This is a genomic window from Nonomuraea lactucae (assembly GCF_003313395.1).
Classification (GTDB): Bacteria; Actinomycetota; Actinomycetes; order Streptosporangiales; family Streptosporangiaceae; genus Nonomuraea; species Nonomuraea lactucae.
Genome location: NZ_QNFZ01000569.1, coordinates 1 through 1900 on the forward strand (window position 1 = coordinate 1; position 1900 = coordinate 1900).

At 67.3% G+C, this 1900-nt stretch carries 2 protein-coding genes; both read left to right on the top strand.

All coding sequences use genetic code 11. The features are described from left to right. Positions 1-333 precede the first annotated feature (333 nt). Complete coding sequence (locus tag DQW85_RS23690) at positions 334-831, top strand: NUDIX domain-containing protein (RefSeq protein ID WP_113702276.1); 498 nt, start codon at positions 334-336, stop codon at positions 829-831. Positions 832-1095: 264 nt separating this feature from the next. Continuing rightward, the gene (locus DQW85_RS23695) at positions 1096-1782 is read left to right on the top strand and encodes a GntR family transcriptional regulator (protein ID WP_162795299.1); all 687 of its coding nucleotides are present in this window, start codon (positions 1096-1098) and stop codon (positions 1780-1782) included. Positions 1783-1900: the final 118 nt, after the last annotated feature.

Consider the following 1900-nt stretch of genomic DNA (forward strand, 5'->3'; position numbering starts at 1 on the left):
CGGCGTGCGGCACGACGAGCCCGGCCGGGTCGGCCACGTCCAGCGCGGCCAGCACCTCGGGGTGCGCGGCCACGGCCTGGCGCAGCCGTTCGGCGCTCAGCCCGGCACGCGGCACGGCCTCGATGATGATGCGTACGTCCTCGGTCATGGTGGCGCGTCCCCGCTTCCCTCGTCCGTGGGCCCCGAGCCTGTCTTACCGGCTGCGGGCCGCCACCGGTAGGCCCGTTTTCTCCGCCCCATCCCGTTTCCGCAGGCCCATCACGTCCGTTTCTGGATTCCCAGTCCATGGATGGAGCGGCCCTGCCCCAGGGGTCGCCGGGGTAGCGTGAACGCATGAGCAAGCCGTTCCTGGAGCCCGCGCAGTGGTATGCCTCCCTGCCCGCCTTCTACGCTTCGGCCTGCATGCTGCTCACCGACCGTGATGACCGGGTCCTGGTGGTCAAGCCGAACTACCGGCCGTACTGGGCGATCCCCGGCGGCATCGTCGATGCCGGCGAGTCTCCACACGATTGCGCCGAGCGAGAGGTCGCCGAGGAACTCGGCCTGGCCGTGCGATCGGGGGACCTGCTGGTCGTCGACTGGGTTCTCCCGATGGACGACCGCCCGCGCAGCATGATCAATTTCGTGTTCGACGGCGGTGTCGTCGCCGATCCCGGCCGGATCGTGCTCCAGCTGTCCGAATTGGATGACTACGGGTTCTTCTCCTGGAAGGAGGCCGCGGCGTTGCTCCCCGAGACCACCTCGGGACGCATCCCGGCGGCGCGCCGGGCGCGCAAGGACACCCGGACCGTCTACCTGCCGACCAGCCAGGTCCGGCAAGTGGACGAGTGACCGGCGGCGGTGGCGTGGCTGGACGCGATCCGAAGCCGACGCCGCGCAGGGATTATCATCGATGGTGAACACCGAGCGGCGGAGATGGGCACCGTACCGGGTCCTGTCCGGCTCTCACGGGCTTCGTCTCGGGTGATGGCACATCGTTCGTCCGACGGAAGTGCGGGACACGTCAAGATCTCATCTGTTCGGGGCGATTGACTAAGCTCACCCCGTACGAATACAGGTCTTGATGGTCTCGATCGAGTCCGAGGAGTGTCTCGAGTGTCAGCGGAGGAAACCCGGCGCAAGGCCGTGCCAGTGACCGTCCACCCCAAGATACTTCACTCGCAGGTTCTCGAATGGCTACGCGAGTCGTTGATCTCGGGACTGCTGGTCCCGGGGCAACGCGTCAACGAGGTGCAGATCGCGACGCAGGTGGGCGTCAGCCGGGGCACACTGCGCGAAGCACTGCGGAAGCTGGAGCAGGAGGGGCTGCTGGTCAGCGTTCCGCACAAGGGGACTTTCGTTCGCAAGCTGACTCCCACCCAGGTCAGAGACGTGTACGAAGTCCTTGCGATGCTGGAGGGGCGGGCGGCCCGGCGAGCGGCCGAGCGGCTCACGCCCGAAGGCGCCAAGCGGCTCAGCGGGCTGCTCGATCACTTCGAGCAGGTGCTCGCCGACCCGACGCAGACCTTGAGACAGCGGCAGGACGCCGACTTGGCGTTCCACGAGGCGGTCTGCGAGCTCGCGGACAGCGAGGCCCTGCTGACGACGTGGAGGGCGGTGCGGGGGAGGGTCATGGCTGTCGTGCTGAACGTGGGTGAGGAGATACTGACCCCGCTCCAGGACCCGGGTTCGCACCGTCGGCTGTTGCAGGCGCTGCTGACCGATCCGCCCGGGGTCGCCGAGGAGACGTTTCACTCGCATCTGATGCACGCGGCCGATGTCATCGTCGGGATCCTGGAGTAAGCTTCGCGCCAATGGTGTCAACAGTTGACAAAGTGGGGCGAAAGACTCCGAGGGGTGATTCCATGATCTATGGCTACGATCCCAGGACCGGTGAGCCGGTGGGTGGGGGGCTGTGCGA